The following is a 23,804-nucleotide window of genomic DNA, read 5'->3' as shown; positions in this document are numbered from 1 at the left end:
AATTTTAAGGAGGAAATAAAAATGAGGAAATTTTCTATTACAATTGCTGGTGGAGGTAGTACATTTACTCCAGGTATTATGTTAATGCTTTTAGAAAACCTTGATCGTTTCCCAATTAAAGAAGTGAAACTTTATGATAACGATAAAGAAAGACAAGCAATAATTGCTGGGGCTTGTAAAGTATTACTAAAAGAAAAAGCACCTGAAATAAATTTTGTTGAAACTACTAATCCTGAAATAGCTTTTACTGGCATAGATTTTGTTATGGCACATATCAGAGCCGGAAAATACGTAATGCGTGAACAAGATGAAAAAATACCTTTAAGACATGGGGTAGTTGGACAAGAAACCTGCGGACCAGGTGGTATTGCATATGGAATGCGTTCAATTGGTCCAGTCATTGAACTTGTTGACTATATGGAAAAGTATTCACCTGATGCGTGGTTCTTAAACTATTCGAATCCAGCTGCAATTGTCGCAGAAGCAACGCGAAGATTACGTCCAAACTCAAAAATATTAAATATTTGCGACATGCCGATTGGAATTGAAGAATTAATGGCATCTTCCATTGGTTTATCTTCTAGAAAAGAATTGGATGTAAAATATTATGGTCTAAACCACTTCGGTTGGTGGTTTGATATTAGAGATAAAGAAGGAAATGATCTGTTACCCGAAATTCGAGAGCATGTATCTAAGCATGGCTATGTAACAACCGATAAAAGTAAACAACATTCCGAGGCAAGCTGGAATAGCACATTTGCCAAAGCGAAAGATGTCCAAGCACTTGATCCTGAGACAGTTCCAAATACCTATTTAAAATATTACTTCTATGCAGATGATGAGGTTGCTCACTCTAACAAAGAGTATACAAGAGCTAATGAGGTAATGGATGGTCGCGAAAAATTTGTGTTCGGTGAATGTCAAAAGATTATTGACAATCAAACTGCTAAAGATACAGAACTTGAAATTGATGAACACGCTTCGTTTATCGTTGACTTAGCACGTGCCATAGCTTATAACACGAAAGAACGTATGCTTCTAATCGTTGAAAACAACGGTGCTATCAATAACTTTGATTCTACAGGGATGGTAGAAGTACCTTGTGTTGTAGGAAGTCAAGGTCCCGAACCATTAACAATGGGAAATATCCCTCGTTTTCAAAAGGGATTGATGGAACAACAAGTAGCAGTTGAAAAGCTTGTTGTAGAAGCTTGGATAGAGAACTCATATCAAAAACTATGGCAAGCATTGACACTTTCAAAAATTGTTCCTAATGCTAGAGTGGCAAAAGAACTGCTAGATGATCTATATGAAGCTAACAAGGAGTTCTGGCCCGAATTATCTTAAGTGTACCATTACAAATGTGATAAAAGAGTAAGTTTAAAAAATCGAAGAGAGGTATTAATTAATGTAGGTGAATCTACCTCTCTTCATATTTCTAATATTTTATTAGCTGTAGTTTATCCAGTAAAGGAGCGGGGAGAGGAATCTAACAGCTCATCATACAGTTGATTAGACTTTTCAATCAGCTGATCACTATATCTTTCAACGGATTTCCGCCACACAAAGGTGAACTTATTTGCGTTCGCTTCGATTTTTGTACCATCAATAAAAATGGCTTCCTCATCAATCAATTCCTTTTCCACGAGCTGATTTCGGAACTGGACAAAGCATTCACGTAGTATGTTTTCAATGAGTGGATTAGAACGGAAACGATTGATGGTCCGATAGCTAGGTTCATGTCCTTGAGCCAACCACATCATGCGGATACTATCCTGTAATAAGGCTTCTATTTTACGACCAGAAAACACGGATTGTGTATACCCACACAAAATGATTTTCAACATCATACGAGGATGGTACGCAGGACGACCGGTTTGTCGTATGAAGTCCTCGAAAGCCTCTTCCGGAATACTCTCAACAAGATCATGGATCGCAAAGGCAATATCATTTTCCTTCAACTTAATTTCTAAATCTAGCGGCAAAACTACTTGGTTCATGTTATAATATGTAAACATAAGGGCACCTCCAAAATTATTGTTTGGTCACTTTAATTTTATCAAAAGGTGCCCTTTTTGTTTACAAAAATAGCGACAAAAAAGGCGTGGGATCCACACTTTTTAGCGTAGATCCCACGCCTTAATTTTTTGTTTACTGGAGTTTTGTCCCAGCCTCAATATAAAACACAAAGGTTCGAAAATCTACCATGTTAGAATAACATTTCTACAGTTAGAGCGAATTTTATAGGGCATATACATTTACCTTTTACATTATAATTAAAAGTACTAAAGGTTTAAACTTCGATCGAAATTGAAATAGTTGAATGGAACTGTTATTATTCTCATTGTGTCTATTATTTTATGCTCGAATAGTGAAAATATAATAGAAACCTAGTTGCGATAGGAGTATTGAAGAAGAGTAATAAAGTATCATAGATTAATTATTGTAGTTAATCTTCACTTAGGAAGGACTCCGTTAGGTTATAATTTTCACAATATTTTTTTGCATGTAGGAGGTAAATTTTGTATGGCAAAACAAAAAAAGGGGATTATTCTGCGCTCTTTGGATAAAATTGAATCGGCTGGAAATAAATTGCCGCACCCAGCTACCTTATTTGCAATTTTAGCACTCTCTGTTATTTTACTATCTGCAGCGTTACAACCGCTGGGGATTAGTGTAGAGCATCCCGGAGAAGAAGGGACAATTGTAGAAATTAAAAATCTATTGAGCGCAGAAGGAATTCAATACATATTCACGAGTATGACCGATAACTTTATTGGTTTTGCGCCCTTAGGTGTTGTCCTTTTAACAATGCTTGGGATAGGGGTGGCTGAACGGACTGGACTGATCAGTGCATTACTAAGAGGGTTCGTTTTATCCATACCTAATCGATTTATTACGTTAGGATTGGTTACAGCAGGTATTATGTCTAGTGTGGCATCGGATGCGGGATATGTTGTATTGCCACCACTAGGGGCATTGATTTTTGCAGCACTTGGCAGGCACCCGTTAGCAGGGCTCGCAGCGGCATTTGCTGGAGTATCTGGAGGGTTTAGTGCCAACTTATTACTATCGGGTACAGATGCCATGCTTGGAGAGATGACAATTGCAGCCGCAGCGATTATCGATCCTGCCTATGCAGCAAATATGAATATCGCAATGAACTGGTTGTTTATTGCCGTTTCCGTATTTGTATTAGCAGTGATCGGTACTTGGGTAACAGAGAAAATTGTAGAACCCCGTCTTGGCTCTTATAAAGGCGAATATAAAGAGGAGCTCGAAGGTCTTGAAGCAACAGAGAAAAAAGGTCTTATCTGGGCTGGTGTAGCAACAATTATTGGTGTTGTACTTGCATTATTGCTCGTCTTACCAAAAGGCGCGCCATTGCGTGGGACAGAAGGTGATGCAATGGCTCAAATTGTTCAGTCTCCATTTATGAGTTCATTAGTACCAATTATCGCGATTATATTCTTTATTCCTGGTCTTGTTTATGGAATAGTCACGAAATCGATCCGCAGTGATAAAGATGTAGCAGCCCAAATGTCGGATACGATGGCTTCCATGGGAACATTCATTGTGTTGGCTTTTACGGCAGGACAGTTTGTCGCATACTTTAATGAAACGAATATGGGCTTAGTATTAGGTGTATATGGTGCGGAATTATTAACGAGTGTGAAGTTAACTGGTATTCCATTAATCTTACTATTCATCTTGATTACAGCATTTATTAACTTATTTATAGGAAGCGCTTCAGCAAAATGGGCGATGATGGCGCCGGTATTTGTGCCGATTATGATGCAGCTTGGATATTCTCCGGAGTTGACTCAAATGGCTTATCGGATTGCGGATTCTTCCACAAATATTATTTCGCCATTAATGACCTATTTTGCAATCATTATTGCGTTCGCACAGAAATATGATAAGAAAATGGGTATTGGTACCTTGATTTCTACGATGGTTCCGTATTCTATGTTCTTCCTAATAGGTTGGACACTTATGTTAATAATCTGGATGCTGCTTGGTATCCCTCTAGGACCAGGTGGACCATTAATTTATCAACCATAAACTAATAATAGCAAGAAGTGGGGATTCTTCAGATCATCTCTGAAGGACCCGCTTTTTTGCTTATTGGAACTGGGAGCGGAACATTTGAAAAAAGAGGGGGAGCTAACTATAGTGATACAACATGTAACTTAATATCCTCCATTTTATAACGATAGGTGCGACATCCAGACATTAAATGTTTAATTTCCAAATGCGTGGTCTAATTCCACCGTTTTTAGAGGGTACCCGCTTTTAGTCTTATCATTTGATGTCCATACTGAGGGGGACGAGGTGAATAGTATGGACGGATATAAGAAGAATAGTCACGCAGTTTACGATATCAAGTACCATGTTATCTGGGTAACAAAATATAGATATAAGGTGTTAAGCGGTCAAATCGCATATAGAACCAGAGAATTAATTAGACAAGGTTGTGAAACAAGAGGTATAACAATCTTGCAAGGAAGTGTTGGTAAAGACCATATTCATTTATTGATATTGTGTCCGCCAAGTCTTGCCCCAAGTAAAATAATGCAATATCTAAAAGGAAGATCCTCGAGACTTCTGCAAGATCAATTTCCAAATTTGAAAATGAAATATTGGGATCAGCATTTATGGGCAAGAGATTATTTCTGTGCAACCGTTGGAAATGTAGATGAAAAAACGATTAGAAATTAAATCGCAAATCAATTTAGTGAAGAAAAGAACGACAGATTTAGGATTGAAGATTGAGTTCAGTCAAATTTGAAATGTACTTAAGCATAAGGACTTTGAGTAGAACTTAAGCCTGAAGAAAGGCTTTAGTCGTTTAAATCACGGTGCCATTACGAATCTGCTTAATGACACAGTGGTGGAAGTTAACTGTATGGTTACGAAGCAAGGACCTGTGCCGCTGACAGTTGGAGAGCTTCCCCGCGCTGTAAATAGTTTAGTACAGCAAATAAGCACCCATTCACAATCGCCCACAATTTGCATATTTGCTATACTACTATTAAACGACCAAACTTTAGCCAAAGGGGAGTACAACATGGCAAGTAAATTATTAACGAGGATACACAATCAGTTTAATCAATTTTCTAAAACAGAGAAGCGGATTTCTACCTATATACTAAATCATGCGGAGCTAATTCCGAATATGACGACGAAGGAATTAGCGCTAAAAGCAGATGTAAGTGAAGCGAGCGTAATTCGGTTTGCGAAGACAATTGGGATTGGTAGTTTTAAAACATTTAAAATTGCTTTAGCTCAGGAATTAGCGGTAAAAGAAGAGTATATTACGGATTTTACAATTTTACAGAAAAAGGATTCGCCCCATGAAATGTTTCAAAAGGTTGTTCATGTGAATAAAAATGCGATTGAGACTACGAAAGAGTCTTTAAATAAAAAAGATTTAGAGGAAGCAGTTCATGTATTGAAAAATGCTAGAAAGATTGTATTTTATGGTATTGGCGGCTCTTCCATTGCTGCGATAGATGCGCTATACAAATTTACCAAGCTAGGTTTTCAGGTCGAGTTTAATTCAGATTTTCATTATATGCTCTCAAGAGTTCCCCATTTAAATGAAAAAGATGTTTTTGTTGCGATTAGTATGTCAGGAAAAACAAAGGAAGTCCTTGATTTATCTCGAATAGCTCAAAAAAAAGGTACGAAGGTCATCGCGATTACAAATATAAATAAATCACCACTTTATAAAGAGGCAGATATTCGATTAGCAACACCGAATGTGGAAGAAGATTTTCGTATTGGTAGTATCACATCAAGGATGACGCAATTGACGATTGTAGATACACTCTATATTTGTATCTTTAATATGGTTGGCGAGCATGTGTTAGAGGAATTCCAAGAAGCAAGAGATTATGTCGTTAAATTAAGAAGGTAGTTTTTTGGATATTAATGAAATTAAATTTCATTAATATCAATATGTGCCGTTGACTTTTAATTTCACGGTAGGTACAATAAAGGTAATAGTTAGTAAAGGAGTGGTGTTATGCTCGATAAATTAACGACTGAAGCGAGAAATCCACATACAATAAATTTGGATGAAATGTCTACACTGGACATCTTACGTATTATGAATCAAGAAGATAAAAGCGCTTTACAAGCGGTAGAGGAAGAATTACCAAATATTGAGAAGGCAGTTAAATTAACAATTAAGTCATTTAAGAATAATGGAAGACTCATTTATGTAGGTGCTGGTACGAGTGGTAGGTTAGGGGTCTTAGATGCTGTGGAATGTGTGCCAACATTTGGTACGGAACCAGAGATGGTACAGGGAATTATGGCAGGTGGGATGAAGGCGCTCTATCAAGCGGCTGAGGGGGTAGAGGACGACCGAGCGCTAGGGGCGAATGATTTAAAGAACATCCAGCTGTCAGAAAATGATACGGTAATTGGGATTGCTGCGAGTGGACGTACGCCCTACGTCATTGGGGCATTAGAATATGCAAATTTGAAAAATGCCAGTACGGTGAGTATTTCCTGCAATAAGGATGCAGCAATGAGTGCTTATGGTTCCGTTGCCATTGAATTAGCGACTGGGGCAGAGGTGTTAACTGGTTCTACTAGATTAAAAGCGGGGACAGCTCAGAAAATGGTGTTAAATATGATATCCACTGCAGCGATGGTAGGAATTGGGAAGGTTTATCAGAATTTTATGGTAGATCTTAAGCCGACAAATGAAAAATTACTTGAAAGATCAAAACGCAATATTATGGAGATTACTGGGGTTGACTTTGAAACTGCGAATACCTATTTTGAAAAGTCAAAGCATCAAGTGAAAGTCGCTATTATTATGATTTTACTGCAATGTTCGTTTGAAGAGGCGGTCAGTAGACTGGAGCATTCGGATGGTTTTGTTCGTCGGGCTTTAGCTAAGTAAATAGGAGGGGTCCATATGAGGAAAGAGGAGAAAATTGCAAAAGATGTCTTACAAGATATCGGTGGCAAGGACAACGTTCAACGTATTGCTCACTGTATGACGCGGTTACGCTTGTCCATTAAAGACAATTCGAAAGTCAACCTAGAGAATCTAAAAAATATTGATGGTGTAATGGGCGTCATCAATGACGACACCCTACAAATTGTTATTGGACCAGGGACAGTGAATAAAGTTGCGGCAGAGATGAGTCAAATCACAGGTTTGGCCATTGGGGAAGATGCAGGACCTGATGAAGATGATTTAACCTTTGAAGAAAAAGCTGCACTTGATAGGCAGAGGATTAAATCAAAAAATAGAACACCTTTTAAAAACTTTTTACGTAAAATTGGAAATATATTTATACCATTAATACCGGGGCTTGTTGCATCTGGGATTATTAACGGACTCGCTAACTTTGCAGTAAACGCAGGTGTAGACCGAGAGCAAACATGGATGCAAATTTTACTCCTGTTTGGAAGCGTTGTCTTTGCGTCACTTGGAATCTTAGTTGGTTGGAATACGGCAAAGGAATTTGGTGGAACGCCAGTAATGGGGGCGATTGCAGGAATGATATTGTTTAGCCCATTACTTGCAGACATCACGATTTATGGGGAAGAGTTAATACCGGGTAGGGGTGGTTTGTTTGGCGTAATTTTTGCAGCATGGTTAATGACGTTTGTTGAGAAAAATGTACGAAAGGTCATGCCAAACGCTGTTGATATTATCTTTACCCCTTTAATTACGTTACTCGTTGTTGGATTCGCATCATTATATGCGATTGCGCCAGTTGCGGGCTTGTTGTCAGATGGAATCACCATTGGACTTACTTCTTTAATTGATACAGGAGGAGCCATTGCGGGTGCAATACTAGCCGGATTCTTCCTGCCATTAGTTATGGTTGGATTGCATCATGGTTTAACCCCAATCCATCTGGAATTAATCAACGTTTATGGAGAAACAGCATTACTTACAATTTTGGCGATGGGTGGAGCTGGACAAGTTGGTGCAGCATTAGCAATCTATGCGAAAACAAAGAACAAACGCTTACGGAATATTATTAAAGGGAGTGCACCCGTTGGATTCCTGGGGATTGGTGAACCGTTAATGTACGGAGTAACCCTACCATTAGGTAGACCATTCCTGACAGCTTGTATGGGTGCAGCGGTTGGAGGAGCTTTCCAAGCTGTTATGAGTACGGCGTCTTCTGGAATTGGTGTTTCAGGTTTGTCTTTAATTCCTTTAATCACAAATGGACAATATCTCACGTATTTCCTAGGTTTAGTCATCTCGTATGCGTTTGGCTTTCTATTCACATATACATTTGGCTTCAAGGAAAGCATGGCAGACAATATTTAATGAACTTTAAATGGGTTGGAGGTTGATTCATGACCTCCTTCTCTTTAATTATAGGTAATCGGAGGTATAACGATGCTAGGAATTTCTATTTATCTAGGAAGTGAACCAATCGCTAAGCAAATCCCCTATATTCGTAATATGCGAGAAATGGGATTTGAATCCATTTTCACGTCGCTCCACATTCCAGAGGAAAATCAAACAATTTATAAGGAACAGCTCCGGGCACTTGGAAAAGTAGCTACAGAGCTGGAGATGGAGTTGATGGCGGATATCTCTCCCCACTCACTCGAAATACTTGAAATTGACTGGGAAACTGCAGATAATCTACTAAGCTGGGGGCTAACAGGTTTAAGAATTGATTATGGTGTAGATGAACAGACGATTATTGATTTATCTCATAAAATGCGCATTGCTTTGAATGCGAGTACGATTACGAAAAATGAATTAAACCGAATGAAAGAAATGGGTCTTAACGTCGCTGCAGTTGAGGCATGGCATAACTATTACCCGCGACCAGAAACAGGGCTTGGATTCAGTGATTTTATTCAAAAAAATAATGAATTGAAAGAAGCTGGTATAACCGTAATGGCTTTTATCCCGGGTGATGCTAAATTAAGAGGCCCTCTTTTTGAAAAGTTACCTACATTAGAACAGCATCGAACGGTGTCTCCATTCGCCGCCTTTTTAGATTTAGAAAAAGTAGGAGATGTCGATAAAATTATGGTCGGTGATGTGACGATTAGTGATGCATCATGTGAACAATTTCGTGCTTATGATCAAGGTGAGATCGTCGTCCGTGCGATTGCTAGCGAGGAAGTAGATAAAGAATTATTGGAAAAAGCAGCGGAACCTTTTACAAATAGAGCTGATCCGGCAAGGGATCTTGTTCGCTCCGTTGAGTCGAGAAGTTACGCACAGTATGGGGATATTGGTGTTCATCCACAGAACACAGTGGAGCGCCCGATTGGTTCCATTACGATTGATAATGAAAGATATATGCGCTATCAGGGGGAAATCCAGATAACATTAACAGATCTACCAGCAGATGAGCGTGTAAATGTATTGGGGAAAGTAATTGAGGCGGATGTACCAATTCTTCGTTGGTTAAAAGAGAATCAGAAATTTCGAATTGTATGGGTGTGAGTAGAACATGGTTACGAGAAGTTCACTATGATTAGTTACGATACGGGATATTGTAAAAATAACCTCTGAAAATCTAGCTAAACAAAACGGGGTGTATGATCGTAAGGGCAGTTTTACGCAAGGAAAGGATGCAGATATTTTGCCTGTTGATAATAAATTAACGATTAAGTATACTATTTGTCTTGATGATATTGCGTTTAAAGGAGAGTAATGTAAAAATGAACATCACAAAAGTGAAAGATTATGAGGAAATGAGTTCTAGAGCTGCGGAGTACCTTCTTAAAAAAATTGTTAAGCTGAAGAAACCTGTCATCGGGCTTGCGACAGGTTCCACCCCAGAAGGATTGTACAAACACTTGATTGAGAAAAAAGAAGAGATATCTTTTAAAAATGTGACAACCTTTAATTTAGATGAATATGTTGGTTTGGGCAAGAATGATCCGAATAGTTATCATTTTTATATGAATGATAAATTATTTAACCATATTGATATAAAAAAGGAAAATACTCATTTACCGAATGGTACTGCGAAAGACTTAAAACAGGAATGCCGAGATTACGAGGATGCCATACGTGAAGTTGGCTTTGTAGATGTTCAAATTTTAGGCATTGGTGTAAATGGTCACATTGGATTCAATGAACCGGGAACTCCATTTACAAGTAGAACCCATGTGGTAAATTTGGATGAATCGACACGAAATGCAAATGTTAGATTCTTTCAATCCATAGAAGAAGTTCCAAGACAGGCAATAACGATGGGAATAGAAACGATTATGGAAAGTAAAGAAATATTACTGCTTATTTCCGGTAAAGAAAAAGCACATTCTTTAGCTAGGTTAATGAAAGGGCCAGTTGATGAGCAGTTTCCGGCATCTATCTTACACAAACATGCTCATGTAGAGATAATTGCAGATGAAGCTGCATTATCTGGGGTGGAAAATATTTACTTTGAATAGTATAAAGGGATTATTGAAATGAAAAAGGATGTTATTGAAAAGATAGTAGAAGATGTTGAAAATAATGTCGCCCCAGAAAAGAATAAATGAAAAGCTCAAAGAAACGCAAGATCTTATCAAGAAGTCCGATGAAATACTTCATGAAATGGATTTAAAGAAAGCAGGGGCATTTAAAGCAGAAAAAGATGACTAGTTTTGAAATATAACTTCGTTAGCCTGTTACTTAGGAACATTTGAATAAGCCTCCAAAAAGACAAGACCAGCATTTTTAATGAATTAATGGTCATGTCTTTTCGCATGTGGTCTGATACAAGGATAGCGTCTGTTAGTATATATGATGAAAGGTACTTTAAATAGATTAGCAACAGGGACATTAAGTTGGATGTTTTTGCCTGATTCATGAATTGTAATACATTACTTCCAATACAGGGTGTGACCGAGTATTGATTTTATCAATAGTTATCAGCCCATTATTTCAACCCACACTCCCATCACAGGGAGTGACGACTCAAACTAGAAGAAGAAAAACCTACAGTAATTATTTCAATCCACACTCCATACAGGGAGTGACTTTCAATCAAGCACTGATAAAGTCCTTCTGTTGTTATTTCAATCCACACTCCCAATCCAGGGAGTGACAGCGAGATATTGACAAAAACATCTCTTACTATATATTGTATCGTATCATCTTCACTATCTATAAAACAAGTTAATAACAGAAAATATCCATGTTAATAGAAAGTTTTATGCGCGAGTCTTCTAATTTCAGTATCTACCATGCTAGAATAACATTTCTACGGTTAGGGCAAACATTATAATTAAAAATACTGAATATTTATTCGGTATTTAAGAATTTTCTAAGGTGTTCGTGTTATACTTAGATTAAGGAGATGATGTAAATGACAAATTTTCATGAACAATCATCATTAGATCGTCATGTAACGCAAACATTGGAGAATATTAATACCTTTATTGACGGTGAAGGTTTAAAAAGAAAGCGACTTGAAAAGAGGCTGGGGATGTCTGAATCAAATTTCTCTGATTATTTAAATGGGAAACGATCCAATATTCTTGACTTTTCTGTGAAATTAGCCGAAGTTTTAGGACTTGACTAGATTTGATTATCAACCAGTGGAATCAGATACCAGATCAACTGTATTCTCATCAGGTGCCTTATCAAAGGAAGGCGAAGAAGGATTACACCAACTACTCCGTGTTTGTGAAATGATTGAAACGTATAACATGGAGGATAGGCCAAATGCCTTAACTTGCATTTAGTGATTTATCAAAAGTTTTGGAAGAAAATAGAGAAATTGGTTCGGAAATTCGTATGACGGTAAATTATTATTTACAAAACTATCATCCAAAAGGTTGGAACCTGATAGATAGAGCTAAAAAATATATAGATCAGAATCATTATTTAATTGAAGCACCTATACAGGATTTGACTTTTGTTAGTTGTCGCTATATTGTCTTTTCACCAAAAAAACAACCACCCATAGCCTAGCAAGCAATTAGTGTGGTTATTTTTCGTATGTGAGCCTGCCCCCCTTGAAGGGCTATGGCACTAAACCGTTGGCGTTGTCGTGTCAAACAGTTTTTATTATATTATCACTTTCTATATATATTATACCCCATTTTTGCATAAAAGAAAACCAATGTAGAAAATGGCTGGCTTGAACCATTTTGGCCACAGTGTGTTTTTTAACCGATATAATCAGCCGTTAGTCTATAAATATAATCTAACAGCTGATTTAGTGACTATGTAACTATTTGAATAGTCATTCGAAGGAAAGGGGATGTAGTGACTGTCCTTGGCCTCAATTTACAGCGCAAAGAAGCTTTTGCAAAAGAGGAACTCGTTAATAGACTACACAGTCCAGTCGCTCAAGATTTGATTATTATTTTGCACATCCGCTATAATAGGGAGAATACAATTAAAGGGAGTGTTTTAAAATGGCAGTAGAAGTTTATCTCGTATTTGACGGCAATTGTCGCCAAGCAGTGGAGTTTTATTCACAGGTGTTTGGAACGGAAATCACAGATCTAACTACTTTCGAGGATACACCACAGCATCCGGATTACACACTTCCCGAAGAGGCAAAAAACCGAATCATGCATGCCCGACTTGAAATTAGCGGGAGCAGGGCCATGTTCTCTGATACATTCCCAGGTCAGCCTTTCGAGCAGGGCAACAATGTAACATTGGCATTGCTTAGTGACAAGCAGGACGAGTTAAAGGAATGGTTTGAAAAACTGAAAGATGGTGGAATCGTTGAGATGGAGTTACAGGAAACTTTCTGGAGTCAACTCTACGGACGTGTTACTGATAAATTTGGAATACATTGGCAGCTTAGTCACGAGGTATAATAAAATGCAGTCTCTAATTGAAGGGACTGCATTTTATTAGGATTTGAAAAATCGAAAGGAATTTGGGTGCAGCTTTCTTAGCTTTGTATAAATCATTGCAAGTAACTTTAAATTCTGCTGTTTTTAAATAATTTTCATCCAATGTCCAGATAGCAGCCTTCTCAATTACAAATTTTGACAATGCATACAATACTTGCTTTGCCTCTCACTCAAACCTCCACCCAAAAATTCTCCGTCACACTCGCCCGAATCGTTCCCCGCTCCTCTATGTAATTACTAATCAACTCCACCATATCCTGTTGAATTTCTTTTACAACCGGTTTGTTTTTAAACATATCAAAGTCGCCGCCTCCACTTGCACGGTAATTATTCATGACGACATTGTAATGTCCTTCCATATCTAGTGGTTCGCCCTTGTACGCAATGTTTTCCACTTTGCTTCCTTTAGGGTTCGATACTCGTATGGAATACTCGATCCCTTCCCACATATCATAATTATAATGCTCCGGCTTCGGAATGAGATAATCTGGGTTGACGGTCAACTCTCCATTCGCATCAAGCGTGAAATAATTTGCGCTTTTTTCCAGTGCTTGTTTGATATCCTTTCCAGTTAGTGAAAGAACGACGAGTGTGTTCGGGAATTTATAGTTTGTAACAATATCACGCATCGTTATTCTCGAAGGAAATCCAGTTGCTTCATTCCCCAGCAGAGCTGTGACTGAAATATCTGCACCTGACGCCTCCATTTGCACCTTTTGCACCAGTTCAATGAAGGGATGCTTATTCACTCTCGCCTTGAATGGGTCCCTGATGATCATATCGCCTTCGATTTTTCCGATTGGTTCATCCAGCCAATTTTGCGTGGATTGCTCCAATTCTTCCATTTCTTCTAAAATAACTGGATCCGCCTGTATCCCTTCTAACGTTTTCACGTCTGCTTGCTTATTTGCTATGACCCAGCTGTCTTCATCCCGCTTGAATGTTACATCAATTTCTCCGTAGGCCTCTCCATTATTTCCTGGCTGAATGACAAGACAATCACGAATTGTACCAGTTAAGGTTCGGTGTTGATGGCCGGTTAAAAGGATGTCGATCCCGTCTATTTTATCCGCCATTTCATACCCTTGGTTTTCACCAGTTAAATTTTCTGTTATATCTCCTGTTTCAACATCCCTTTCGAATCCTCCGTGATAGAGGGCGATGATGAGATCGTAGTCTTCGTTAGATTGTATTTCTTTTACGACATCTTTTAGAGTGGAAAAGGCATCCGCAAATTGTATCCCTTGAATATGTTCCGGTGCTTCCCAATTTGGAATATAATGCGTTGTCACGCCGGTTATCGCCACTTTAATCCCATTACTTAATGTTTTAATGATGTAGGACGGACCAAAATAAGGTTCTCCCGTTTTTTTATCCAATATATTAGCGGATAGCCACGGGTAGTTTGACTGATTGACAGCGTCCTGTAAAATCGTTTTACCAAAATTAAATTCATGATTGCCGGGGACACCTGCATCAAGACCGATTCGATTCATAATTGCAATCATTGGATTCGGTTTTGCTGCATGATTTTTTACGTAATGGGACATCAGTGGCGTCCCTTGAATAAGGTCACCATTGTCGAGCACAATCAGATGCTCATTTTCCTGGCGTTTTTTCCGGGCAAGTGTAGCGTATGTTGCTAAACCGAGCTCTGCCTTTTCGTTTGTTCCATAGTTAATCGGGAGAATATTCCCGTGAATATCGCTTGTATAAAGCACTTTAATAGTCGTTTGTTCCGTCAAGTGTGTTCATCCTTTCCTGGAGAAGTGTTCCTAATAATAGTTTACCAAAAGAAAGCTATATTTTTATAATAAAATATTGTCAAAAACTGTGACATAAGACATAATGAGAATGTAGGGTTTGTCTATTAGTAATATACTTAAAAATAGCAAACGTTAAAACGTGATGGGTTGAGAAAAATGGGAAGCGTGCTAAGGGCAGCATTTGTTTAAACCTTAACACAAGTAGTAAATCTCGTAAAAGTATTGCGAATAAACCGCAAGCACTTTCGTGGAGCTAACCCAATAGAAATTAATAGGTTTCTATATTTAGGAATCCCGTCACTTAAAACAGAAGGGGGCAATTACGAAGCGTTAGGGGAGAGGGAAGCAGCTACATATAATGATGATAATGGAAAAAGAAAACGTTTCAACGTAAAAAACTTTTATAAAAATTTACAAATGTTTACCTGCCGTTCATAGTTATTTAAGACTTATTTTATAAACTAGTCTTTACCACCATTAAATAAAGAGAGGAAGATTGCTTTGAAGAAATTCTTATATTTATTCATGGTAAGTGCAATTATTGTTGTATTAGCGGCTTGTGGAGGAAAGGATGAAGGAGGATCTTCATCTGGAGAAGATGGGAAAACGTCGATTGACAAGCTATCCATCGGGTTTGTTCCATCAAGAGAGCCAGAAGAAATTATCACAGCAACAGAACCTTTGAAAGATTTATTGAAAGAGGAAATGTCTGCTCAAGGTTATGAAATAGGTGAAATCGATATTACAGTAGGGACAAACTACGAGGCGGTTGGTGAAGCACTTTCAGCTGGGACAACGGATATTGGGCTCATTCCTGGTGGTACATATGTTCTATATGATGATGGTGCAGAGGCCGTTTTGACAGCAACACGTGCTGGATTAAGTATTGAATCTGATGATGCAAAAGAGTGGAATGATAATAAGCCGACAGAAGACTCCGATGAACAGACGACAAGCTACCGTGCTTTGATTATCGCTGGTCCGTCTGCAAAAGGACAGGAATTGTCGGAAAAGGTAAATAATGGCGAAGAGTTAACGTGGGATGATGTGAATAGTGCATCTTGGGCTGTGATGTCTTCCTCTTCACCGGCAGGCTATATTTACCCTGCTCTATGGTTGGATGAAAACTATGGAAATACGATTACGGACCTTGATAATGTAGTAAAATCTGATTCTTATGGAAGTTCATTTGCACGACTTGCAGCAGGTCAAATTGACGTCATGGTAGCATACGCAGATGCAAGACGTGACAATGAAGACCAGTGGCAAGATGAATTCGGCGGAGAAGGAACGATCTGGGATGAAACGAATGTCATTGGTGTAACTCCTGCTATTTATAATGACACGGTTAGTGTCAGTAAGAATTCTGAAATTATGGATGATGACTTGAAAGCAGCCATTCAGCAAGCCTTTATCAATATTGGTGAGTCAGAAGAAGGACAAGAAGTCATTTCTATCTACAACCACGAAGGATACCAAGAAGCTGATCCAGCCGATTATGACACTGAAAGAGATGCACAGGAAATGGTTCAAAGTCTGAACTAATCAAACGCATCATTCAATAGAATGCTAGTTAAATGAGAGCATCACTTGTTGATGTTCTCATTTTTCAAGATTGGAGAGTAAGAGATGATAGAATTTATCGACGTTGGAAAAACTTATTCGAATAACATGAAAGCACTGGAAGATATTAATTTGCGGATTGAAAAAGGTGAATTCGTTGCGGTTATCGGTCCTTCAGGTGCTGGGAAATCTACATTGCTTCGTTGTATCAACCGAATGCATGATATATCTGAGGGAAAATTAATTGTTGACGGAGTGGAAGTAAACTCATTGAAAGGAAAAGAGATTCGCAAATTCAGGCAGCGTATTGGCATGATTTTTCAATCGTATAATCTTGTTACAAGAATCTCTGTTATAAAAAATGTCCTCGTGTCCTTCGCTCCTAAGCTTCCCTATTGGAGAAAAGTGCTCGGGTTGTATACGAAAGAGCATAAAGTGAAGGCACTGACAGCACTTGATCAAGTTGGAATTTTGGACAAAGCGTATGTCCGAGTTGATCAATTGTCTGGTGGACAACAGCAACGTGTGGCACTAGCACGAACACTTGCGCAGAACCCCGACATTATTCTAGCTGATGAGCCGATTGCATCCCTCGACCCTGTGACAGCTAAACAGGTAATGGATGATTTTACAAAAATAAATAGGGAAACGAATATTTCTGTCATTATCAACATCCACCATGTCGAAATAGCGCTTGAATATGCGGACCGGATTATCGGGATTAGAAAAGGAAAAATTGTTTATGATGGAAAAGCGGAGGATTTAACAGAGGAAAATCTTAATTACATATATAAAGGGCAGACAGAAGAATTGCAATCAAATGAAATGGAGGGGAAAACGGATGTATGATAGAATTTTCCCCCCAGCTAAAATTACACTCCCAAATGGAAAGATCGTTTATGAGAAAAAGTCGCGGGCACCGATCATTCTCGTACTGCTTGTGCTCGCTACGATTATTTCGGTCCGGTTTACAAATTTTGATTTGAATACATTGTTTAAGCGAGGGCATGAATTTTTTGTGATAATCGGTCAAATGATTCCACCAAAATGGGATTATTTAAATAATATTTGGAAGCCGCTCCTCGATACCATTAAGATGTCATTATTGGGTTCAATTCTCGGCTCGATTGCTGCCGTTCCAGCGGCATATTTCGCATCTTCTAATATCGTAAGTAAGCCGGTAGCTGCGGTGGCAAAGTTTTTCCTAAGTATTCTCCGCACATTGCCGACGCTTGTTACGGCATTGATTGCTACTTTTATATTTGGCCTCGGGACACTGGCAGGTACGGTAGCGATTTTCCTATTTACGATTGCTTATGTTGGGAAATTGCTATATGAACAAATTGAAAATGCCAACATGGGATCTTTTGAAGCGATGGAATCAATTGGAATGGGCCGTCTGCAAGCGTTCCGTTATGCGATTTTCCCCCAGGTCTTGCCTAACTACTTGTCAACCTCGCTGTTTTCCTTTGAAGGTAACGTCAGATATGCCGCAATTTTAGGGTATGTCGGTGCTGGCGGGATTGGACTATTGCTAGATGAATCACTTGGCTGGCGCGATTATTCAAGTGTTGGGATGATATTGCTCATGCTGATTATTACGGTATACCTCATTGAAAAAGTCAGCGAGCATTTTCGCAAAAAGTTAATCTAAAGGAGTATATTCATATGGATGCAATTGAAAAACAGCTTCATGCTTCACCGCGAAATTTACGCTATATCCTTACCATAGCCGTACTCATCCTGCTATTATTTATTTGGTCGCTCACTACTGTGAATTTAGATAATGTATCTGAAAGCGGGTTGGGGATTGCTGCAGGGATTATTGGAGGGATTCTGAATCCGGATTTAGATTTATTATTTAGTTTTACATCCCAGGGTGTGCTGTATTTACTTATTGAAACAATAGCAATTGCTTTTCTCGGTACGATTATGGGTTCGATATTGGCGATTCCACTTGCGTTTCTATCTGCCTCTAAGATTGTACCAAAACCTGTTGCGAGTGTTACGAGACTTTTATTAATTATCATTCGTACAATTCCGGCCCTTGTTTATGGATTAATGTTTATTCGCGTCACAGGTCCTGGACCATTTGCCGGTGTGTTGACCATTTCACTTGCATCAATCGGGATGCTCGCCAAATTATTCGTCGATGTGATTGAAGAGCTCGATACAAATATCTTGGAGTCTCTTGACTCGATTGGCTGCAATACATTTGAGAAAATCCGTTACGGTATATGGCCACAGCTTTTTTCCATGTTTCTTTCCATCATCATTTACCGTTTCGATATGAACTTAAGAGAAGCATCGATTCTTGGAATTGTAGGGGCAGGGGGAATTGGTGCGCCACTAATCTTTGCAATGAACGCTTACCGGTGGTCTGAGGTTGGTTCGATTCTTATTGGTTTAGTTGTGCTAATATTATTGGTCGAATTTTTCTCCAACCGGATCCGGACGAAACTTGTGAGGGGATAGGATATCCATATTATTGTTGTATGAATTATATTTTACAGAGCTTTAATAGGAATACAACAATGATTTGATAGAGTGGATATGAAAAAATAAATGATCTGACTAGGAGGGTAAAAGTGAAAAGAAATGCTTATGCTTTATGGATGTTGCTGCTCACACTAATCGTAAGTATTACCGTTTTACCAATGCCATTTCAGGCGGAGACAATGGATGACCCAGCTCCAATCATTCAGCCGGAAACCCCGAATGGGAAGAAAGTGTTATTTGATAATACCCACGCACAAACAGCTGGACAAGCAGATTGGGTGATTGATGGAGCTTTCTCCGATTTTGCGGAAGGGATAGCTGATAATGGATATTATGTGGAAGAGTTTCGGAAAAACGGTCCACTAGCTGTAGAGGACTTGGAGGATTATGATGTGTTTGTCATCCCGGAAGCGAATATTCCGTTCAAGAAAGAAGAACAGGATGCGATGATTACGTATGTGGAAAATGGTGGGAGTATATTCTTTATTTCTGATCATTATAATGCCGATCGCAATAAAAATCGCTGGGACTCTTCGGAAGTGATGAATGGCTACCGTCGCGGAGCACATGATGATCCAACAAAAGGAATATCAGAGGAAGAAAAGAACTCTGAAGCCATGCAAGGCGTGGAAGGGTCTGATTGGTTAAGTGATAACTTTGGTATCCGTTTCAGGTACAATGCCGCGGGGACAGTAATAGCAGATCAAGTAGTGGACCCAGCAGAAACATTTGGGATTACACAAGGTGTGAGCGAAGTAACGATGCATGCTGGTTCGACACTAGCCATAACAGATCCGGAAATAGCAAAAGGTATTCTTTACTTGCCAGAAGGCCTTGATGAAAGCGATAAATGGGGACCAGCAGTGGATGAAGGAATTTATCATGGTGGTGGAGTAGAAGAGGGTCCCTATGCCGCTATTTCCAAATTAAAGGAAGGTAAAGCTGCCTTTATTGGCGACTCCTCTCCTGTAGAAGATGCGACACCGAAATACCGAAATGAAGAAACCGGTGCAAAGAAAACAACGTATGATGGATTTAAAGAGGCCGATAACGGAGAACTGCTGTTAAATATGGTTGATTGGCTAGCAGAAGATGAATCCTATGAAAGCTTTGCCGAGGTGGGTATTCCATTAGATGAACCTTCGCCATTCTTGGACAAGGAAATACCGGAAAATTCAACAGAACCCGAGGAGGAACCTTGGTCTAAACCGTTAGAATCTTATGATTGGTTTGATCCAGCAACATTCGCACCAGGCTCTTTTGGTTCACCTGAAGATCCAGTTGCGGAACCGGAACTATCCTTGAATTATCCATCTGTTTTGCCAAATAACGAGCCCTTTACGATTGAAGTAGTGGCAGAAGGATTAGAGCCGGGGCAAACGATTACGGGTTATAACCTTGGTGTTTATTTAGATGGTGGTCAGCAAGTAGCCAAAGTTCAGAATGCTGATGGAAGCTGGCCTTCTAATTATGGTTATAGTGAAGCTTTTTCACTTACAGCAAACGAAGAAGGACGAGCAAGCCAAATTTTAAACGTACAGCTAAACGAAAATGTGGACGGTAATGCGAACGTTCGCTTACGTCAAGGCTCAACAAACGTCCTTACAAATCCCGCGATTATTGGGGAAGCTGAAGAAACTGTAAAACTCTCTATTCAGGAAGCTCGTGCTTTAGCGGATGGTAAGTCTGTAGAAGTAGAGGGCGTTATTACGACAAAACCAGGACTATTCGGTGGGCAAGGTTTTTATTTACAAGATGAAACGTCAGGAATCTATGTGTTTCAACATGATGAGCAGTTTCGACCTGGAGATAAAGTGAAGCTTGAAGGTGTCGTAACAACATTTCAAGGTTTAAAGCAAATTTCAGATCTGAAACAAATCGAAGTAATAGGTGAAAGTGAACTCCCCGAATTTGAAGCGGCCGACAAAATAGACGATGCTAACCAAGGAAGGCGTGTTACGATTCAAGGTGAAATTGAAAATATAATTTCCTATTGGAATGCATTTGAATTTGATATAAGGAACGGTGAAAATCTGACGAGAGTGCGCGTCGATGATCGAACGAATATTTCATACGAGACGTTCATAAGTAATTATGAAGAAGGAGAAGAAGTTTCAGTATCTGGTGTGGCTTCGATTTTCCAAGATACGTATCAATTATTAGTCGTGGATGAAGACCACATCCAAAAGACGGCAAATTCAGGTTCTGCACCAATCATTCATCCTATTCCTGACTTCACGACATTTGATATTACGGAATCATATCAAATTCCGGTTGATGTGTACGATGAAGATGGGGATCTGGCTGAAGTCATCATTGAGATGGAAGAGAATACAATGAAAGATGATATCTCGATTGAGCCTCTAGATTATACACCTGGAAATTATGAAATAAAAATTATTGCACGTGATGAGGCAGGGCATGTCACCGAAGAAGTGTTTCCTGTAGAAGCGATTCTCTCCCTAGCTGAACTGGAGAAGCTAGTGGAACTGGGAGAGGATCAAGGTTATCTCGATGAAAAAATGGAAAAACGGTTATTGAAAAAAACTATGGATGTTCAAACTGCTAAAAATGAACAAGCGAGAAACGGGAAATGGAATGCATTGGTTAATCAGATTAGAGCGCAATCGGGTAAGAAAATAGAGCAGGGTTATATTGATTATTGGGAGATGCCAGTTGAGATGCGGTAGGTGAATGGATTGGTGCGGTGTTTTATGGAGAATTTAAGATGATACAATGTTCGCTGCAACTGTCATGAAACGATACTGGCGCTCTGGGATAAATAGAATTAGTTGTTTAGCATTGAAGTGTGTTTAATAAGTATGGTAACAAAAGGTTAAAAAAAGGGAGCTGGCAGTGTAGTCGAGCTCCCTTTTTTTAGAGGATGGTGCGGGCCGAATTGAGAGGGTGAATTGAAGTTTTAATTAGTAGTAGTGCACGTGCTTCTTAATCAAGTCGAGAAAAAAGTATACTGAACAAGCTAATTATAATGCGAAATATTCGAAAAGTGAATGGAATAGAGGATTAAAAAATTGAAACAAATTTTAAAGACAGGACAAATAAACAAACAATGATAGCTAAAATGTTGAAGGAACTTGAAAATATGGGTATTTTAAATTTTATATCTAGATTACATTTTCAATTATATCTAATTTTTGGAGGGGAGAGGAAAAGATGAACAACCTTATAAATGGCTATATTAAAGATGTGCTGCCTTCATTTTTTGCGAGATATAATATACCAAAGAATGTTATTGAAGTTGTTACTAAAGATATAGAAGATCGAATTTATTCTCTTTTGATTCGTTGGAATGAGATTGAATTTAGGCGAGTCTTATTAACAACTGGGCTAGAAGAGGCAACCTTTTATGAACCTAATGTGAATTTAGAATTAAGATGTTTTAGAATTTAAAGCAATATAACGGATTACGTAAAACTCATTTGAAGGCGTTTAAAACTGTAAGCAATTTTATGCTAAACTGAGATTTATTTAAAACTTATAGAAAAGCTTCGAAGTGAGGGGATAGCATGTTAGCTCAAGAGAGGCACAAAATTATTCTGGATATGCTAGAAAGTGATAAGGTTGTAAAAGTCGCTAATTTGTGCACGATATTTATGTTTCGATTGAAACAGTAAGAAGGGATTTAGAACATTTAGAAAGAGAAGGTAAATTAAAAAGAGTATATGGTGGAGCTGTACCACACAGTAAATCAGCTGCAGAACCTTCCTATCGTTCAAGGGAAAGAGTAAGCCCTAATGAAAAGCAGATGATTGGTAAACTTGCAGCTTCATTAATTCATGATGGGGAAACATTAATAATAGATCTTGGTACAACTACTTTAGAAGTTGCGAAATATTTAAAAGACAAGAAGGACTTAACGATTAAATCCACACTCCCAATACAGGGAGTGACTGCTTGATGGTCACCAAGTCAACTATAATCAAAAGATTTCAATCCACACTGCCAATACAGGGAGTGACGTTAGAAGTGTGACACGTCTTATCTACTCACGATAAATTTCAATCCACACTCCCAATACAGGGAGTGACTCTCTAGCACAAGAATACATTGCAGCCGTTGTTGATTTCAATCCACACTCCCAATACAGGGAGTGACAACGAACTCTTTTTCTTCTCCCTTCTCTTTCCTATTTCAATCCACACTGCCAATACAGGGAGTGACGAATGAAGGGTTTAGGGAGCGTTTTAATCGATTATTTCAATCCACACTCCCAATACAGGGAGTGACTTCCTTTATTCTCTTATGGGCTTCTCCCCATTCAATTTCAATCCACACTCCCAATACAGGGAGTGACCTCGGTTGCCGTTTTCATGCTGCGGCCATCAAAAATTTCAATCCACACTCCCAATACAGGGAGTGACTAGGAAAATCATTGATAACGACAACTAATTATGGCATTTCAATCCACACTCCCAATACAGGGAGTGACCAACACAACAGTAGAACTAGCAAACGCTAAGAATATTTCAATCCACACTCCCAATACAGGGAGTGACGGGATATGCGACTTACAATTACCTTCCTGGTAGTATTTCAATCCACACTCCCAATACAGGGAGTGACTATCAAATCTACGGACTTGCTTGATGCAATTAAAATTTCAATCCACACTCCCAATACAGGGAGTGACTATAGCTTTAAGACGGGATGAACGTACCGCATTTATTTCAATCCACACTCCCAATACAGGGAGTGACTCTTCGGATAGTTTTTTAGTAAACCATACAGGGTATTTCAATCCACACTCCCAATACAGGGAGTGACTTCTTTTTTTCGTAAACCGCCATAGCAAACACTGATTTCAATCCACACTCCCAATACAGGGAGTGACGTTCTGCCAAGGCTAATGAAGTACTCGACACTGTATTTCAATCCACACTCCCAATACAGGGAGTGACTTTATCCACACGGAAAACACTGTAACATCTCCGTATTTCAATCCACACTCCCAATACAGGGAGTGACTGTTGGTTTTCTTCTTCTAATTTTTTCAGTTGCATTTCAATCCACACTCCCAATACAGGGAGTGACATTGTCATTATCAATAAGCTTGGTATACCCGAGAATATTTCAATCCACACTCCCAATACAGGGAGTGACTTATGTCTTTAATCAGTTCTATTACTTCTT

At 38.8% G+C, this 23,804-nt stretch carries 19 protein-coding genes, 3 pseudogenes and 1 CRISPR repeat array (1 of these 23 running past the window's edge); of the genes and pseudogenes, 20 read left to right on the top strand and 2 right to left on the bottom strand.

What is annotated here, in order from left to right; genetic code table 11:
• The first annotated feature begins 15 nt into the window (after window positions 1–15).
• Window positions 16–1,347: a 6-phospho-alpha-glucosidase gene (locus GN217_RS03240; RefSeq protein ID WP_232334317.1), complete on the top strand. Its 1,332-nt coding sequence runs from the start codon at window positions 16–18 to the stop codon at window positions 1,345–1,347.
• A gap of 140 nt (window positions 1,348–1,487) precedes the next feature.
• Here GN217_RS03240 and GN217_RS03235 read toward each other — a convergent pair.
• Window positions 1,488–2,018: pseudogene (locus GN217_RS03235) on the bottom strand (transposase); the annotation flags it as partial.
• 508 nt (window positions 2,019–2,526) lie between these two features.
• Here GN217_RS03235 and GN217_RS03230 point away from each other — a divergent pair.
• The 12 genes and pseudogenes from GN217_RS03230 (at window position 2,527) to GN217_RS03175 (ending at window position 12,786) form a co-directional block, all read left to right on the top strand.
• Window positions 2,527–4,065: an AbgT family transporter gene (locus GN217_RS03230; protein WP_156855210.1), complete on the top strand. Its 1,539-nt coding sequence runs from the start codon at window positions 2,527–2,529 to the stop codon at window positions 4,063–4,065.
• 279 nt (window positions 4,066–4,344) lie between these two features.
• A complete protein-coding gene (gene tnpA / locus GN217_RS03225; protein ID WP_156855209.1) occupies window positions 4,345–4,722 on the top strand; it encodes an IS200/IS605 family transposase in 378 nt (125 codons plus the stop codon).
• Window positions 4,723–4,831: 109 nt separating this feature from the next.
• Window positions 4,832–4,978: pseudogene (locus GN217_RS19355) on the top strand (family 4 glycosyl hydrolase); the annotation flags it as partial.
• 93 nt (window positions 4,979–5,071) lie between these two features.
• Window positions 5,072–5,923 (top strand): MurR/RpiR family transcriptional regulator, encoded by an 852-nt coding sequence (locus GN217_RS03215; RefSeq protein WP_156855208.1) that lies wholly within the window; start codon window positions 5,072–5,074, stop codon window positions 5,921–5,923.
• 108 nt (window positions 5,924–6,031) lie between these two features.
• The gene (gene murQ / locus GN217_RS03210; RefSeq protein ID WP_156855206.1) at window positions 6,032–6,922 is read left to right on the top strand and encodes an N-acetylmuramic acid 6-phosphate etherase; all 891 of its coding nucleotides are present in this window, start codon (window positions 6,032–6,034) and stop codon (window positions 6,920–6,922) included.
• Between the two features lie 15 nt (window positions 6,923–6,937).
• Entirely contained in the window at window positions 6,938–8,317 is a 1,380-nt protein-coding gene (locus GN217_RS03205; protein ID WP_156855204.1) for a PTS transporter subunit EIIC, read from the top strand.
• Window positions 8,318–8,389: 72 nt separating this feature from the next.
• Window positions 8,390–9,460: a DUF871 domain-containing protein gene (locus GN217_RS03200; protein WP_156855202.1), complete on the top strand. Its 1,071-nt coding sequence runs from the start codon at window positions 8,390–8,392 to the stop codon at window positions 9,458–9,460.
• A gap of 40 nt (window positions 9,461–9,500) precedes the next feature.
• Window positions 9,501–9,671 carry an amidohydrolase family protein gene (locus GN217_RS03195; RefSeq protein ID WP_156855257.1) on the top strand — a complete coding sequence of 57 codons (171 nt, stop codon included), beginning with the start codon at window positions 9,501–9,503 and terminating at the stop codon, window positions 9,669–9,671.
• 7 nt (window positions 9,672–9,678) lie between these two features.
• Complete coding sequence (nagB, locus tag GN217_RS03190; protein ID WP_156855200.1) at window positions 9,679–10,416, top strand: glucosamine-6-phosphate deaminase; 738 nt, start codon at window positions 9,679–9,681, stop codon at window positions 10,414–10,416.
• Between the two features lie 52 nt (window positions 10,417–10,468).
• Window positions 10,469–10,609: a hypothetical protein gene (locus tag GN217_RS03185; RefSeq protein WP_156855198.1), complete on the top strand. Its 141-nt coding sequence runs from the start codon at window positions 10,469–10,471 to the stop codon at window positions 10,607–10,609.
• 706 nt (window positions 10,610–11,315) lie between these two features.
• Window positions 11,316–11,531: a helix-turn-helix domain-containing protein gene (locus GN217_RS18850; RefSeq protein WP_232334313.1), complete on the top strand. Its 216-nt coding sequence runs from the start codon at window positions 11,316–11,318 to the stop codon at window positions 11,529–11,531.
• An 841-nt stretch (window positions 11,532–12,372) separates the two neighbouring features.
• Window positions 12,373–12,786: a VOC family protein gene (locus tag GN217_RS03175; protein WP_156855196.1), complete on the top strand. Its 414-nt coding sequence runs from the start codon at window positions 12,373–12,375 to the stop codon at window positions 12,784–12,786.
• A gap of 209 nt (window positions 12,787–12,995) precedes the next feature.
• Here GN217_RS03175 and GN217_RS03170 read toward each other — a convergent pair whose 3' ends face one another.
• Entirely contained in the window at window positions 12,996–14,570 is a 1,575-nt protein-coding gene (locus GN217_RS03170; protein ID WP_156855194.1) for a bifunctional metallophosphatase/5'-nucleotidase, read from the bottom strand.
• A gap of 546 nt (window positions 14,571–15,116) precedes the next feature.
• On the opposite strand from GN217_RS03170, the gene GN217_RS03165 reads away from it, so the two are divergent.
• The 7 genes and pseudogenes from GN217_RS03165 to GN217_RS19350 all read left to right on the top strand — a co-directional run.
• Window positions 15,117–16,136, top strand: coding sequence for a phosphate/phosphite/phosphonate ABC transporter substrate-binding protein (locus tag GN217_RS03165; RefSeq protein WP_156855256.1), 1,020 nt, complete (start codon window positions 15,117–15,119; stop codon window positions 16,134–16,136).
• An 84-nt stretch (window positions 16,137–16,220) separates the two neighbouring features.
• Entirely contained in the window at window positions 16,221–17,003 is a 783-nt protein-coding gene (gene phnC, locus GN217_RS03160) for a phosphonate ABC transporter ATP-binding protein (RefSeq protein WP_156855192.1), read from the top strand.
• Window positions 16,996–17,808 carry a phosphonate ABC transporter, permease protein PhnE gene (phnE, locus tag GN217_RS03155; protein WP_156855190.1) on the top strand — a complete coding sequence of 271 codons (813 nt, stop codon included), beginning with the start codon at window positions 16,996–16,998 and terminating at the stop codon, window positions 17,806–17,808. Before phnC ends, phnE (GN217_RS03155) begins: the two co-directional genes overlap by 8 nt.
• Window positions 17,809–17,822: 14 nt before the next feature.
• Window positions 17,823–18,629, top strand: a complete 807-nt coding sequence (gene phnE / locus GN217_RS03150; RefSeq protein WP_156855188.1) for a phosphonate ABC transporter, permease protein PhnE — start codon at window positions 17,823–17,825, stop codon at window positions 18,627–18,629.
• A gap of 113 nt (window positions 18,630–18,742) precedes the next feature.
• Complete coding sequence (locus GN217_RS03145; RefSeq protein WP_232334311.1) at window positions 18,743–21,343, top strand: endonuclease; 2,601 nt, start codon at window positions 18,743–18,745, stop codon at window positions 21,341–21,343.
• Between the two features lie 484 nt (window positions 21,344–21,827).
• Window positions 21,828–22,064, top strand: a complete 237-nt coding sequence (locus GN217_RS03140) for a hypothetical protein (protein WP_156855186.1) — start codon at window positions 21,828–21,830, stop codon at window positions 22,062–22,064.
• A gap of 190 nt (window positions 22,065–22,254) precedes the next feature.
• Window positions 22,255–22,476: pseudogene (locus GN217_RS19350) on the top strand (DeoR family transcriptional regulator); the annotation flags it as partial.
• A 56-nt stretch (window positions 22,477–22,532) separates the two neighbouring features.
• Window positions 22,533–23,804: a CRISPR direct-repeat array (repeat unit 33 nt; unit sequence ATTTCAATCCACACTCCCAATACAGGGAGTGAC); it runs 237 nt beyond the window's last position.

This window comes from Oceanobacillus sp. AG, from assembly GCF_009746545.1.
In the GTDB taxonomy this organism is placed as follows: Bacteria; Bacillota; Bacilli; order Bacillales; family Amphibacillaceae; genus Oceanobacillus; species Oceanobacillus indicireducens.
Note: the sequence above shows the minus strand (reverse complement) of the source record. Positions and strands in the feature narration are given on the sequence as shown.